The organism is Maribacter sp. MAR_2009_72, from assembly GCF_007827235.1.
GTDB lineage: Bacteria > Bacteroidota > Bacteroidia > Flavobacteriales > Flavobacteriaceae > Maribacter > Maribacter sedimenticola.
In genome coordinates, this window is sequence record NZ_VISB01000001.1 from 199,628 (window position 1) to 212,398 (window position 12,771).

General features: G+C 32.2%; 16 protein-coding genes. 4 read left to right on the forward strand and 12 right to left on the reverse strand.

The window, feature by feature from the left end:
• The first annotated feature begins 32 nt into the window (after window positions 1-32).
• Window positions 33-824: a hypothetical protein gene (locus JM81_RS00745; RefSeq protein WP_144800295.1), complete on the forward strand. Its 792-nt coding sequence runs from the start codon at window positions 33-35 to the stop codon at window positions 822-824.
• Between the two features lies 1 nt (window position 825).
• Window positions 826-2,034, forward strand: a complete 1,209-nt coding sequence (locus tag JM81_RS00750) for a CHASE2 domain-containing protein (protein ID WP_144800296.1) — start codon at window positions 826-828, stop codon at window positions 2,032-2,034.
• On the opposite strand, the gene JM81_RS00755 is transcribed toward JM81_RS00750, so the two are convergent.
• The 8 genes from JM81_RS00755 to JM81_RS00790 all read right to left on the reverse strand — a co-directional run bounded on the left by JM81_RS00755 (window position 2,003) and on the right by JM81_RS00790 (window position 6,931).
• Window positions 2,003-2,245 (reverse strand): hypothetical protein, encoded by a 243-nt coding sequence (locus JM81_RS00755; protein WP_144800297.1) that lies wholly within the window; start codon window positions 2,243-2,245, stop codon window positions 2,003-2,005. The two genes, JM81_RS00750 and JM81_RS00755, sit on opposite strands and share 32 nt — an antisense overlap.
• Before the next feature lie 28 nt (window positions 2,246-2,273).
• Entirely contained in the window at window positions 2,274-2,873 is a 600-nt protein-coding gene (locus tag JM81_RS00760; protein WP_144800298.1) for a ParA family protein, read from the reverse strand.
• A gap of 32 nt (window positions 2,874-2,905) precedes the next feature.
• Window positions 2,906-3,274 carry a plasmid mobilization protein gene (locus JM81_RS00765; protein WP_144800299.1) on the reverse strand — a complete coding sequence of 123 codons (369 nt, stop codon included), beginning with the start codon at window positions 3,272-3,274 and terminating at the stop codon, window positions 2,906-2,908.
• Window positions 3,275-3,443: 169 nt separating this feature from the next.
• A complete protein-coding gene (locus JM81_RS00770; protein WP_186435510.1) occupies window positions 3,444-4,073 on the reverse strand; it encodes a hypothetical protein in 630 nt (209 codons plus the stop codon).
• A 2-nt stretch (window positions 4,074-4,075) separates the two neighbouring features.
• Entirely contained in the window at window positions 4,076-4,603 is a 528-nt protein-coding gene (locus JM81_RS00775) for a helix-turn-helix domain-containing protein (protein WP_144800301.1), read from the reverse strand.
• Between the two features lie 41 nt (window positions 4,604-4,644).
• A complete protein-coding gene (locus JM81_RS00780; protein WP_144800302.1) occupies window positions 4,645-4,917 on the reverse strand; it encodes a helix-turn-helix domain-containing protein in 273 nt (90 codons plus the stop codon).
• 86 nt (window positions 4,918-5,003) lie between these two features.
• Complete coding sequence (locus JM81_RS00785; protein ID WP_144800303.1) at window positions 5,004-5,675, reverse strand: hypothetical protein; 672 nt, start codon at window positions 5,673-5,675, stop codon at window positions 5,004-5,006.
• Window positions 5,676-5,686: 11 nt separating this feature from the next.
• The gene (locus tag JM81_RS00790; protein WP_144800304.1) at window positions 5,687-6,931 is read right to left on the reverse strand and encodes a tyrosine-type recombinase/integrase; all 1,245 of its coding nucleotides are present in this window, start codon (window positions 6,929-6,931) and stop codon (window positions 5,687-5,689) included.
• A gap of 341 nt (window positions 6,932-7,272) precedes the next feature.
• On the opposite strand from JM81_RS00790, the gene JM81_RS00795 reads away from it, so the two are divergent.
• Window positions 7,273-8,595 (forward strand): ATP-binding protein, encoded by a 1,323-nt coding sequence (locus JM81_RS00795; RefSeq protein ID WP_144800305.1) that lies wholly within the window; start codon window positions 7,273-7,275, stop codon window positions 8,593-8,595.
• A 68-nt stretch (window positions 8,596-8,663) separates the two neighbouring features.
• Window positions 8,664-9,668: a sugar kinase gene (locus tag JM81_RS00800; protein WP_144800306.1), complete on the forward strand. Its 1,005-nt coding sequence runs from the start codon at window positions 8,664-8,666 to the stop codon at window positions 9,666-9,668.
• Between the two features lie 93 nt (window positions 9,669-9,761).
• Here JM81_RS00800 and JM81_RS00805 read toward each other — a convergent pair whose 3' ends face one another.
• The 4 genes from JM81_RS00805 to JM81_RS00820 all read right to left on the reverse strand — a co-directional run bounded on the left by JM81_RS00805 (window position 9,762) and on the right by JM81_RS00820 (window position 12,691).
• Window positions 9,762-10,145, reverse strand: a complete 384-nt coding sequence (locus tag JM81_RS00805) for a DUF3037 domain-containing protein (protein ID WP_144800307.1) — start codon at window positions 10,143-10,145, stop codon at window positions 9,762-9,764.
• The gene (locus JM81_RS00810) at window positions 10,135-10,914 is read right to left on the reverse strand and encodes a HipA family kinase (protein ID WP_089261448.1); all 780 of its coding nucleotides are present in this window, start codon (window positions 10,912-10,914) and stop codon (window positions 10,135-10,137) included. Before JM81_RS00810 ends, JM81_RS00805 begins: the two co-directional genes overlap by 11 nt.
• A gap of 96 nt (window positions 10,915-11,010) precedes the next feature.
• The gene (arsB, locus tag JM81_RS00815; protein WP_144800308.1) at window positions 11,011-12,057 is read right to left on the reverse strand and encodes an ACR3 family arsenite efflux transporter; all 1,047 of its coding nucleotides are present in this window, start codon (window positions 12,055-12,057) and stop codon (window positions 11,011-11,013) included.
• Between the two features lies 1 nt (window position 12,058).
• On the reverse strand, window positions 12,059-12,691 hold the full coding sequence (locus JM81_RS00820; RefSeq protein WP_144800309.1) for a low molecular weight phosphatase family protein: 633 nt from the start codon (window positions 12,689-12,691) through the stop codon (window positions 12,059-12,061).
• Window positions 12,692-12,771: the final 80 nt, after the last annotated feature.

A 12,771-nucleotide genomic window follows, 5' to 3' on the forward strand; every position in this document is an offset into this window, starting at 1 on the left:
AATAAAATATTTAAATAATCTACCCATAGCCGATGATTAGTATTTGTAAACGTTATTTTGTGATAATATGCACAGTATTAGTGAGTTGTTATTCTTTTGCTCAAGAGTCTTTTTTAGTATTGCAAGTTGATGGTGATATTCGTTTTTCTAAATCAAATGAACCAGTGAGGGTTGGTGATGAATTCAGAGGTAATCCGGAGTTTACTTTTCCAAAAGAGAATGATAGAGTCTATTTAGGTAGTAGTCTTGGTGGAATCATTACTTGTTTTGTCAAAAATAAAAATACAAGCAAGAGAAAAGAAAATGGTTGGATTTTATTTTTAAAAAGTAATTTTTTGCCAGCAAAAGAATATGCAGCTTCTAGAAGTATTAAATCTAGTCCTTTGTATTTGTTCTTTAATAATGATAGTTTATTATTTGATAGAAGAATTAGAGTTTTTAAAATACCAGAATCAAATAAATCGTATTATTTATTGAATGTTGAATATTCTAATACAATATCCCAAAACAGGCTTGTCGTTGGAAAAAAAGGTATTATTAATTTAAACAAAGATTTATTTTTGAAGAATAATACTGAGAAAAACGATATTATTAAAAATATTGAAATTAGTTTTTTTGATCAATTTAAAAATTCTAAAACCGTGGTAAATGAATTAAGTATTAAGGCGGTTCAAATGAAATCTTTAATAGATGATGTCACGAGATATCGTGATTTTTTGATTAAACATGGACAAGATCAAACAGATATAAAATTGTATTTGATGAATTATATAAATTTCAACTATGGGGGGTCAATTTCCTTAAATGATATCCCTTTAAATTAAAATGATTAAAAAAGAAGATATAATATTTGCTATAATTAATTCTCTTGTCACATTAGTGCTTTTCTTTTCAGTACAATCTCTTTATTTAAATGGAATTGAAGATTATAATGTATTTTATCTTGGACCTTGGCTTAAATCTATAGATGAAAAGAGTGAAATTATTAATACAGATAATTTTGTTTTCATTGATACTAACTTTGATAATGCACTTATCGAAAATAATGACAATGGATTAATTAATGGCAATATTGTTATTGCGGATAGGTATAAATTGAAACTTCTATTTGAAAAACTTAATTCAAGATCGGAATATAAATACATATTGTGTGATGTATTCTTTGACAGAGAATCAAATATAGATAGTGCATTAAGTTTAGTGATGTCTAAGGCTGAACGGCTAATAATTCCTAGAAAAGATACGTTAGAAAAAACAATTAAGAGTTTTAGAGATGTAAAGTCTGGTTTGGTGGATTTGAAAATAACTGATGATAAATTTTATAAGTTTAAGCTTTCCAATAAAAATCTTAAATCACTTCCACTTAAAATGTATGAAGAGATTTATTCAAAAAAAAACAACTTTAATTTGCCTTTATATTTTACACAGGAAGGTATAGCCTTTAATGATTTCGTTCCATATTTTAAAATTAAAGACAAGGATATTAAACGTAGGGGTGGGCACTATTTTAATTTGAATAAAATACTATCATGGAACCCTAAGTCCTTTAGAGAAATCACCAAGGATAAAATTATCATTATAGGCAATTACCAAACCGATTTACATAACACAATTCATGGGAAAATTGCTGGGTCATTAATTTTATTAAATGTTTTTCTATCACTAGAAGAGGGTTTGAATGTATTGAGTTATCCATTGATTATTATTTTATTCTTGATATTTATGTTTTTCTCTGTTATTATTCATCAATCTAGACTTGAACTTGAACTCATGTTATCGAAGATTCCTTTGGTTGGTAGGTTGTCGCGAGGCTCTACTTATATTTTAGTGATGACAATATTTTCAATTGTAATATTTTTTGTTTTTAAAAATAGTATAAATTTATTATTTGTAGCATCATGGTTTATTCTTCAAAATAAAATAACTAAGTCTGATATATATTGGAAGAACGTTAAGGTTAATTTAAAGCGTTTTTGGCAAGGAATTAAAAAGATGTTTGGCTTTACTTATCATTTTTTTCGAAGTATAAAATAATCCCCTCGCATATAATTTCCTTTATCGGACAATCTCTTTCATAAGCTTCTTTTTTTAAAGATTTTAAAAGCTCTTTGTCTAACCAAAATAAAAATTGTTTTTCGTTATCAGATTTTTTAGTCTTCGCTTTCTGTATTTCTTGAAAAGGTGTTTTATTATAATCTCGTGTTTCTAAATCTTTGAAAATTTTAGAAAAGTCATCTTTTGCCATGTATATATAGTTATATAATTATATAGGGTTAGTTAATTGATTTTAGATTTATTTTCTCTAAAATCATATTTGTCAATAATTGAAATTGTAATTGAGCTTTTTCATTTCGGCGTACTCCTTGTACTAAAAATGACCTAGTTATATCGACCAGGTCGCTTATGAAAATTTCAGAAACTGGTACATTATATGATTTAAGTTTTTGGGTTACTTCTTTTGTAAGCGAAGTATTCGGTTTAACCATGTTCATGATTATTACCATTTCTGCTTTTTTAGATATACTCTTAACAAGGTTAATTGTTGCTGAAATTGCCATTACATCTAATACACCTACTTTGGTTGGGATTATAATTAAATCTGCAATTGGTATGAGTTTTTTCAAATCAGAACTCAAGTATGGTGGAGTATCTATTAAAATTATATCGAATTCAGATTTTTTTTTGAAAAAATTCCAATCATTTGAAACTTCAAAACCGGAAATTATATTGGATAGTTGTGATAAACTTCCTTGAGGATCAGCATCAAAAACACCTACTTTAAAATTTTCGGATAGATAGGTTGCTGCCAAAAATGAAATTGTGCTTTTTCCGGCGCCCCCCTTTTGGTTCATAATTAGTGCTATACGGCTCATATATAATTATATATTTATATAAATATTTAGTCTTAATATTTGGTAATGGCTTTGTCTAATTGGTCATAGCACGCATTTAGTTTAAGAACATCATCACTAGAGAGGGCATTTAAAGAATTCATTTTTTTTGCAATTTGATTAAGATTTAAGCCGATTCGATTTAATTCTAGAACTATTTTGGGGTCGGCATTTCTCTTTAAAATTATTTCTTTTTGGTCAATCGTTTTTAGAATTATAGTTCTGAAAAATTCACTCTTAGAATAATTACAGATGTTGTTATCTAATAAAAAGTTATTAATCAATTCTGATTCTTCTGGAGTTAAATAAATGCTCACCAGTTTCGACATTTTCTCATTATCTGATTTTGGCGGTCGACCACCTTTTATATGTTCTCTTCCCATTAATTTAAATTTTGATTTATTTCAAAAATTCGAGTTTACGAGTGATTTTTCCGTCAGGCAAGAGGTTTCGTACTTTGCGAAACACACCTTGCTATTACTTCTTTGTAATTAGTATTTATTCTATATTATAAAATCGATTATATCATTATTCATTTTGAATTTGATACAATTATTTTCTTCTAGAGGTTCCCTTCATTTCTAGAATATTGAACATTTCAAATATTCTGTCATAGAGTTGTGGGCTATATCTTTTTTTAAGTGCTTCTAAATTTAGATTTGTAGTTATATGAGTCTTTAGGCCATTTCTTCTAAACTCATTATAGCGAATTAGTAAATATTCGTCCATTAATTCTATACTATTTCCGAAGTGTTGAATCTTTCGTTCAAGACCCAAGTCTTCAAAATGAACCGTTGCTTTTGAATATTTTTTATATAATGTTTCATCATTTTGGGATAAAATTGGATTGCTTAGATATCGTATTGTTTCATCCATTAATTCCAGTGTGTTTACATTTTTTACAGCAAAATCTTTAAAGTGATATTTTTTGTAAAGAATTTCTAAAACTTCGAAAATTATACTTTTACCAACACCAAAACTTCCGTGAATCAAAAGTCCTTTGTGTAGTCTGCCGTTAAATTTATTTTCGAGTATATTAGAATTTGAGAAGTAGGCATAAATGAAATTCAAAATATGTTCATTTTGCGCATCAATTTCAAAAGATCTTTTTTCCCTTTTAAGTATTTTATTAGCCTCTAAAAGAAACATTTTTTTAAACTTTAGCATGCTTTCATCTATCATGTCTACTGTCGAGGATTAGGATTGATACCATTGAAATTTTCCTTGGTTTCAATTTTTAAAGAACTATTTTTATTTATTTCTTTATCTTTTTTCACTTCTTTTTCTTCTTCAACCTTTTTATTATTATGTGAGTGGTTTTTACCGGGACGGGAATCAACTGTATCGGTAGGTGTCTCTATCGGAAAATTTCCGTTAGAGATATTTTCATTGGCGGTAATTTTTTTAGCAAAATGTTTGTCTTGTTTTCCTAGAATATGATAAACTTTTGGTTGAAAATTTCCATTGATATTTTTCTGTTCTTCTACATATAACCATCCTTTTTCAATTAATGAATCTCTATGTTTGACAAAGGTGTCAGAGTGCATGTTTAATCGTTTACATAAGTCAGGAGTTTTAAACTCCCAGTTGTCAGACATACTAGCTAGAAATATGTAAATAAATTTTGCAAACGTTTTTAATTTTTGATGTCTGATTAATTCATTTGGTATTTGGGTAAAGTCCTTAGCTATGTGATTTTTAACATAGTTCATATTGTTATTATTTAGTTAGAATTTGGTTAGCCTTTCAATTACTACCTCTTATATTTTATAGACTTAATCTCGTTCATAGAATCATATAGTTCTTTATGCTCGATAAATATTCTTCTGCCAAGGCGATTGGCTTTAATATTTCCTCGATCAATATGATTACGTACAGTTTGTCGGTCTACACCTAGTAAGTCTGAGGCTTGTTTTAGGGAGTACATTTTTTCGGAATTATCTTCTTCTGGTTGGCTAAGTAACTTAGCTACCATTAGTTTTAATTCAGTAATGTCAGAATGAAGGGTTTCAAATGGATTGTCCATACACAGTAATTTTATAGATTATTACTGCGATATTATGCTCATAAAATAAATCAATTTATCAATTTATTATAAATTGATATATCTTATTAGCATCTAATATTTTCTATGAATGCTAGTAATTTATAGGATTTTACATCTTTGGATTCAGCATCATTATCCTTGTAATTCTTAATTAGTTTTGTCATTTCTACGTAGTCAAAATCAACTTGAAAATACAAACGTGCTAGTCGATGGGTCTCTTTGAAGTTGTAAGCTGGTAGCATCGCATTGCCAATTAGAATTGACATTAGAATTGAAATGTCTCGTTTATTTTTCAAAGGACCACCGGTATTCCACTTTCCTGATTCTTCTAGAATATTCAATTTTCTTAATCCTTCCATTATTTGATTAAATACTCTATTTTGAAAAAGTGATTTGAACTCAGTAGAATTTGATTTATTTAGAAATTTTTCTTCATAAAAATAAAAAACGGCACCTATTGAAAGTGCAATAATGACAATTAGAAATATAAGTCCGATTAAAACCTTAGTAGAGAAAGTGTATGGGCTAGAAATGCGTACTATTACATATAGTAAGGTCAGATTAAATAGGAATAGGCCAACATGACCCAACACGCGAATTCTGTCTCTACGAGGATCCCAAATCAATTCTCCTTCGATATAGTTTAGCCAATATGGTTTTGTAACAAAGAATAAAAGCATAAAGCTAATAACAAGGGTTATTAACAACAGAATTATTGTACATTTTTCAAAAAGCATTTTTCTAGTTTTTAGTTAAATACACTATTCATAAAATCAACTCGCTGTTCTTCATTGGGTCTGTAGTAATTATTAAATACTTCTAAACTCTTATGACCAGTATAGCTCATAATTACTTTATCTGGTACCCGATTATTCTTCATTATGGTTATAAAGCTCCTTCTAGCGGTGTGAGAACTAATTCTGTCGTATAAGAAAGATTCGGTTTCAATTATATTATTACCAACTTTCATTGTTTTCTTCACTTTTGCATCGTAACCCATTTCTTCAAATAGTTCTTTTATGTATTCATTAAATTTTTGATTGGATAATCTTGGTAATTTATAGTCATATTTTTCAAGTATTTCGGTTGAATATTTGTTAAGCGGAATGCGTAATGATTTAGTTTTATCCTTAACGTCAATAACATTTATAAAACCCTCGGAGATGTCTTTTTTACTAACAGTAGAATAATTTGAATATCTCATTCCTGATGCACAGCCGAAAACAAATAAATCCCGAATTTTTATAAGTCTTTCATTTTTCTTTAAATCAAAATTATATATTTTTTCAATCTGTTTTTTTGTTAGCGCGATTTCGTTCGTAGCGAATCTTTTGATGTTTTTGAATTCTTTAAATTCTTCGTTAAATGTGTATTTGTTATCGAGTGCCCAGAACATAAAGGTTTTAAATAAACCAATATTTCGGCTCAATGTATTCGTAGAATGTTTTTTTTCTTCAACACAGTATTTAATGAAAGAATTGTAGAACTCCTTATTGATTGTGTTTAAACGAAGGTTGTAATTGGTTTTTTCTTTAAAATTCTTTAATAAAGTTTTATTATAATCGTATCTCTTAATAGTTGAAGAGCTATTAGCCTGGTCTGTATTATTGTTTGTTTTTTCTTTTAGGAATAAGTCATATATTTTGAAAAAATCATTTACTTCCTTACTTACTTTTTTAAATTCAATATTGAAAGCTTCTCTTAAATCCTTAATAGTTAAAACCTCATTGATATTCTTGTAACGATCGCATATATCTCTATAAAAATTAGCATACCTAGAAAGTTGAGCATTAATAGTTCTTCTATGTTCTGCACCAGATTTTCGGCTTGCAAGATTTGCAGGGCGCTTACTTTTTAAATCCCAATCTTTAGGATGTATTTTTTCGCCGGTAGAATAAACAAAAGTTTTACCTTCATTTTTAAATGGTGCTCTAAAATAGATTAAAGTTTCAGCATCGCCATTTGGTTCTTTAAGTCTAAATGTATAGTTCATATATTTATAAAGGTGTCGTTTTAGGTGTCTTATTTGTTATATATAGATAGAAAAACTAAGATATAATAAATAGTAAGATAAACCTAAAAGGCTGTATAACCTATGTAAACAATGCAAATAATGCGAATATGTTATATAGGGTTCGAATCCCTCTTTCTCCGCAAGAGCAAAACCCAATATCGAAAGGTATTGGGTTTTTGTTTTTAGGGCCTATGGCATGTTGAAATTTAGTTATGTATTACGCATACAGTGGTTACTAATTAAAAAATTTGAAAACGTTGACCTTGCCAAAATTGATTATCTTGATTTAAGAACTCTTATTCTGCATTACAAAATACAATATGAAAATTGCGCATCCCCATTCTAAATCACAGGAGAGAATTGAAATTTTAACCGAATATTCCATATTAGATACCCTACCTGAAAAAGATTACGACAATCTTACCAAACTCGCTGCGGAAATTTGCCAGACACCTATATCATTGATTACCTTGCTTGATGATAAACGGCAATGGTTTAAATCCAATCATGGGCTTAATGTTCAGGAAACGCCTATTGAACACGCATTTTGTGCGCATGCCATTACTTCTGATCAGACACTTTTTTCTTTGTCCGATGCAAGATGTGATGAACGTTTTCATGACAATCCGTTGGTTACGGGTGATCCCAACATTGTTTTTTACGCCGGTATTCCATTAAAAAATTCATCTGGAGTGCCATTGGGTACATTGTGTGTGATCGATAAAAAGCCACGGACGCTAACAGCTAGCCAACAAGAGGCTCTTTCCATTTTATCGGAACAGGTAATCCATTTGTTAGAGCTGCGAAAGAATAAAATGGAACTCGAACGTGCCAATGAACAACTTATCACATTTTCGGAAAAACTTGAAAAAAAGGTGTTGCAACGTACGGTAGAGTTAGAGAAAAAGACAAAAAAATTAGAATTGACCAATGTAGAACTGGCTTCTTTCAATTATATATGTAGTCACGACCTACAAGAACCTCTTCGTAAAATTCAAATGTTCATTTCCCAAATCAATACCGAAGAGGCAAATCAGCTTTCTGATGATGGTAGGTATAAATTAGATCGTATTGTAGCTTCTATTGATAGAATGCGAAACCTTATACAAGACCTTCTAATGTATGGTGCGGCAGATGGTGCTCATAATAATTTGGAATCAATTTCTTTGACTGAGTTAGTAGCGGAAACCATAGAAATGCTTCATGAAGATGTAATTGAAGTTCATACAAAGATCAGCTTAGGGAAAGACTGTACCGTACATGTCATACCCGTACAATTTAGACAATTACTTTTGAACCTATTTTCCAATGCCATCAAATTTGCAAGAAAAGATGTGGAAGCCAAGGTTCAAGTCTGTGGGGAAGTAGTAAACAGTACTGATTTTGCGGACTATCCCCTCAAGGCCCATACCCAATATGCCCGTATATTAATATCCGATAATGGTATAGGATTTGACCAAAAATATGAAGAAAAGGTGTTTGAGATTTTTAAACGTTTACATGGCGATACGGAATACCCGGGTACCGGTATAGGATTGGCAATCGTGAAAAGAGTGGTTCGTAATCATAAAGGTTATGTGAAGGTAAAGAGTGCAGTAGGTCAAGGTACTGCATTTGAAGTGTTCATACCTATGCCCAAATAGAGTATTTTATTTGCTTTCCATTGTTGATGAAATAATAGTTTTTGAAAAATTGGGGTTAAGTTTACATTATGGGGAAAATAATAACATTTGGGGAGGTATTAATGCGTATTTCACCACGAGGAAACAAGAAATTCATACAATCAAATATTGTAGAGTTCTATTTTGGGGGAACAGAGTTGAACGTGGGTATTTCCATTGCTAATTTTGGAGGCAATGTAAAACATATCAGTGCCGTTTCTCAAGATTCTATTGGAGAAATCGCGCTTGCTTATATTCGTCAATTTGGTGTAGATACTTCATCCATATTTTTTTCAAAACGTCCTTTAGGTGTATATTTCTTGGAAGTAGGCGCAGTTTTAAGACCAAGTATGATTTCCTATAATCGGTCTCATTCCGCATTTTCCGAAATTACACCAGAAAAAGTAGATTGGGAAAATGCGTTGGAGCAAGGGACGTGGTTGCATTGGACAGGGATTACACCGGCATTGTCAAAAGGTGCTTTTGATACCTTAAATGCCGGACTAAAATTGGCCAAGGAAAAAGGTTTGGTCATTTCGGCCGATCCAACGTATAGAAGTGGTCTATGGACTTATGGCCAAGATCCACAAGAGGCACTGACAATACTGCTCAAGAATTCTACTGTTTTTATTGGAGGGGTCAATGAAATCAATGAGGTGCTAGGTACGGCATATGGTTTCTCAAACAAAGAATTTGTTGAAGCAAGTAAACAGTTGATCGCTACTTTCCCGTCAATAGAAAAAGTTTTTGATAAAATTAGGACATCCCTAAATTCTTCCTGGCATAAAATAAGGGCTAGAATGTGGAACGGTACGGAATTTAGGGAAACGGAAGATTTAGATATTACCCATGTAGTAGACCGTATAGGTACGGGTGATGCCTTTTCCGCAGGGCTCATTTATGGGCTGCAACAATATGATGACTACAAGGCAATGGAATTTGCCAGTGCCGCCTGTGCATTAAAACATACCTATGAAGGTGACGTCAACTTTGCAACGGTCAATGAGGTTATTAATATTTTAAGTGGCGATACATCAGGACGTTTAAAACGTTAGATAGATTTACCGTGATTTTAGTCTTAATCATCGTTATTTTTTTTGGGGCATAATCGGATATATAGAAGGCCGTCTTTTGTTTCGCCCCCTAGTTTAAAGCACATATTCCTTGAATATATACTCTAATTCCTTAATGGGGTCAACACTTAATCCGGAACGGGTTGTTGAACTTTGGATAATAGTACTTCTACATGCGGTAAGCCATCCAAAACGGTCTGTTAAATCTAACTTTCCTATTGCTCCACCGGATGCATTACCGTCACAGATCAGTTTCCATCCTTCTAAATACGTGTTTATAAGTGAAGGTTCCAGTTCTGGCGAGAATACTTTTAATTTATTTGTATCAATATAATATTTAATATCAAGAAACTTTAAGCGTTTGCAATACAGAATAACACCTATATTAAAAAATTCCTCTCTTTCAACTTTAGGAACGATTCTTATAATGGCGTATTTAAAAAGGTATCTATCTTGCATCTTCAGCTTCTTTTACGAGTACATCCATCATGGCCAATTTAGTGGTAATAAATTGTCTATAGGCGGCTCTTTTTTCCGCTACATTTAACATATCGGATTCGTTGGTTAACCAGTCTTCTGGGATTTTAGAAATAATGTCGCTGACCGTTTGTTCTTTCAGTAGTGCTTTTATTTCCTGTGCAGCTTCTGGCAATGCTGTAGCTTGAGCTAATAAAACATGATCCTTTATAAACGGGAAAGTTCTGGAAAGATGATTTTCCCATGTATCCCAATTATGGTGAAAATAAAAACTTGCGCCGTTATCTATAACCCATACTTCATTGTGCCAATAGAGTAGGTTGGCATTCTTTGCGGTGCGGTCTATATTGCTTATAAGGCTATCCAATACTACTATTTTTGACGCGGTAAGGGCATCTGCCTTAGAGGCCAAAGGATCAAAAGTGATTGCGCCGGACAAAAAATGTAATCCTAGGTTTAAGCCTACGCTAAATTTCAACAAATCTTGAATTTCTTCATCCGGTTCCGTTTGTCTGAACGAATCCTCCAAATTCATAAAAACCAATTCCGGTACCTTTAATCCTATGGCACGCGCCAGTTCACCACCAATGAACTCTGCAATTAGTGATTTTTTTCCTTGTCCGGAACCCCTAAATTTTAATACATATAAGAAATCATCATCGGCTTTTACGATTGCAGGCATTGAGCCCCCTTCCCGTAAGGGCTGTATATACTGAACAACGTCTACCGTTCTGATATCAATGGTTTTCATAAGGCTAAATTAGCAATTATAAAGTGAACGTTTTTGGTGGAGCCAAATTGCTCCATTGCTTTTTACGCATGACATTAAAATTGTAAGGTTAATGGTTTATACCGCGGTATTGCCGAAATATTTTTTACGCAGCCAAAAGGAAACCCTTACCAACAATATTAAGGCCGGTACCTCCACTAAAGGGCCAATGACCCCCGCAAATGCTTGACCGGAATTTAAGCCAAAAACCGCTATGGCGACTGCAATGGCCAATTCAAAATTATTGCCTGCAGCCGTAAATGCAACTGAAGCTGTTTTGTCATATGTTGCCCCAGATGCTTTTGTAAAGAAAAAACCTATTATGAACATTAGCGTAAAATATATAAGTAACGGTATGGCAATGATTAAAACATCCATGGGTATCTCAACGATCAACTCTCCTTTTAAAGAAAACATTATTACTATGGTAAACAGTAAAGCCAATAAGGTCATGGGGGCAATGGTTGGGATAAATTTGTTTGTATACCACTCTTCTCCTTTTATTGGTACCAATAGTAATCTGCTCAAAATACCCATTAAAAAAGGTATGCCTAAATATATTGCCACACTTTCCGCAATTGTACTGATAGAAATGTCTACAATGGCACCTTCAAAACCAAAATAGGGTGGTAGTACGGTAATAAAGATCCATGCATAAAAACTGTAAGCAAATACTTGAAAAATACTGTTTAAGGCAACCAATCCGGCTCCATATTCACTACTGCCCTCTGCCAAATCATTCCACACCAATACCATGGCAATACAACGTGCTAATCCAATCAAGATAAGTCCCACCATATATTCCGGATAATCCCTTAAAAAGGTGATGGCAAGCACAAACATTAATATGGGTCCAATAATCCAATTTAAAATAAGGGAAATGGTAAGTATTTTGGTGTTTTTAAAGACTTTTGGCAATAATCTATAATTAACTTTTGCCAAAGGCGGATACATCATTAATATAAGACCGATCGCAATAGGGATATTGGTAGTACCCCTATTAAAAGAATTGATAAAGGTTGGAAATGTTGGGAAAAAATAGCCTATTGCTACTCCAAAGGCCATTGCGGCAAATATCCACAAAGTAAGGTTACGGTCTAAAAAACTCAATTTTTTTGTAGCCATCTTATAAATTTATTTGTGAGAATACATACAAAAGTTCTGTAGCAATCTGCATGCTCCTTTCATGATATTTTTCTGTTTGTTGAGGGGTGTTGTCAAAAGCTTTAGGGTCATTGAACGTAATAGGAATTCGCTTTTCTGCACCCGCAATGAACGGGCAGCCACCATCTGCTTGGGAACAGGTCATAATAGCGGCAAATTCCGATTTTGGATTGAATTCTGCATCCAATTTTTTGGAAAAACCTATGATAGGATGTTCGTTATCCGCATATTTTATACTGTAGACAGGATTTTCGTTTTCCGTAATTTGTTCAATCTTAAAACCAGCATTTCTTAATGTTTCTGCTGCCATTGGGAAAAGTGCGGTAGACTCGGTACCGCCAGAATAACAGTGCATATTCTTTATTTGAAAGTAATAGGCCATCGTCTGGGCCCATACTTGAGAAAGATGGCTCCTGCGAGAATTGTGCGTACAAATAAAATTGATCCTTATGGGTTGTTGATCATTAACCTTGTTTTGGATAAAATCAATTAACGGTTGTAAAATGATTCTCCGTTCATCAGTAATACTTTCAGGATTTAAAGTCTTGATAATCTTTTCTATATCAGTAAATAAATTAGTTTTTGTCGTTGTCATGTTTAATGGTTTTACAGTATGGTGAATAGTAATTATAGCTTTTAGCCGATCATGATCGATTTTCTATGCTTGTAGCGTAA

What these genes read in the sequence shown, in the direction of transcription:
- arsB (WP_144800308.1), bottom strand. Translation starts at nt 12,057, where the DNA reads ATGGCTACAAAAAAATTGAGTTTTTTAGACCGTAACCTTACTTTGTGG.
- JM81_RS00805 (WP_144800307.1), bottom strand. Translation starts at nt 10,145, where the DNA reads ATGCAAGATAGATACCTTTTTAAATACGCCATTATAAGAATCGTTCCT.
- JM81_RS00810 (WP_089261448.1), bottom strand. Translation starts at nt 10,914, where the DNA reads ATGAAAACCATTGATATCAGAACGGTAGACGTTGTTCAGTATATACAG.
- JM81_RS00780 (WP_144800302.1), bottom strand. Translation starts at nt 4,917, where the DNA reads ATGGACAATCCATTTGAAACCCTTCATTCTGACATTACTGAATTAAAA.
- JM81_RS00770 (WP_186435510.1), bottom strand. Translation starts at nt 4,073, where the DNA reads ATGATAGATGAAAGCATGCTAAAGTTTAAAAAAATGTTTCTTTTAGAG.
- JM81_RS00760 (WP_144800298.1), bottom strand. Translation starts at nt 2,873, where the DNA reads ATGAGCCGTATAGCACTAATTATGAACCAAAAGGGGGGCGCCGGAAAA.
- JM81_RS00795 (WP_144800305.1), top strand. Translation starts at nt 7,273, where the DNA reads ATGAAAATTGCGCATCCCCATTCTAAATCACAGGAGAGAATTGAAATT.
- JM81_RS00750 (WP_144800296.1), top strand. Translation starts at nt 826, where the DNA reads ATGATTAAAAAAGAAGATATAATATTTGCTATAATTAATTCTCTTGTC.
- JM81_RS00785 (WP_144800303.1), bottom strand. Translation starts at nt 5,675, where the DNA reads ATGCTTTTTGAAAAATGTACAATAATTCTGTTGTTAATAACCCTTGTT.
- JM81_RS00775 (WP_144800301.1), bottom strand. Translation starts at nt 4,603, where the DNA reads ATGAACTATGTTAAAAATCACATAGCTAAGGACTTTACCCAAATACCA.
- JM81_RS00765 (WP_144800299.1), bottom strand. Translation starts at nt 3,274, where the DNA reads ATGGGAAGAGAACATATAAAAGGTGGTCGACCGCCAAAATCAGATAAT.
- JM81_RS00800 (WP_144800306.1), top strand. Translation starts at nt 8,664, where the DNA reads ATGGGGAAAATAATAACATTTGGGGAGGTATTAATGCGTATTTCACCA.
- JM81_RS00755 (WP_144800297.1), bottom strand. Translation starts at nt 2,245, where the DNA reads ATGGCAAAAGATGACTTTTCTAAAATTTTCAAAGATTTAGAAACACGA.
- JM81_RS00820 (WP_144800309.1), bottom strand. Translation starts at nt 12,691, where the DNA reads ATGACAACGACAAAAACTAATTTATTTACTGATATAGAAAAGATTATC.
- JM81_RS00790 (WP_144800304.1), bottom strand. Translation starts at nt 6,931, where the DNA reads ATGAACTATACATTTAGACTTAAAGAACCAAATGGCGATGCTGAAACT.
- JM81_RS00745 (WP_144800295.1), top strand. Translation starts at nt 33, where the DNA reads ATGATTAGTATTTGTAAACGTTATTTTGTGATAATATGCACAGTATTA.